Raw genomic sequence first — 429 nt, forward strand, 5'->3', positions numbered from 1 at the left:
TTGTTGTCTCATAAAAGCCACTGGCCTGGTCCGCGTTCGCTCGCCACTACTAGCGGAGTCTCGTTTGATGTCCTTTCCTCCGGGTACTTAGATGTTTCAGTTCCCCGGGTTCGCTTCTAACCCCTATGTATTCGAAGGTCAGATACCTTATTTCAATGCTTGGAAACCTGAAGCGTCAACGACGCAAGTGAGGAGTGATCAGTCGTGAATAGAATTTTCTACTCACTCATCACCAATTCCTACTCACCCATGCGCCAGCGGCGCATCAGATTTCCCAAGCATTTAAGGTGGGTTTCCCCATTCGGAAATCGTCGGATCAAAGGGTATTCGCACCTCCCCGACGCTTATCGCAGCGTATCACGTCCTTCATCGCCTGTGCATGCCAAGGCATCCACCAAATGCCCTTAAGACACTTGATCATTCTCATTG

1 rRNA gene is annotated in these 429 nt (G+C 49.9%); it reads right to left on the bottom strand.

Annotated features, from left to right (window positions below):
• A 23S ribosomal RNA gene (locus AC1DNI_RS22790) occupies window positions 1–419 on the bottom strand; the annotation flags it as partial.
• Window positions 420–429 lie beyond the last annotated feature (10 nt).

The sequence above is a fragment of the Phyllobacterium sp. 01N428 genome (genome assembly GCF_056399405.1).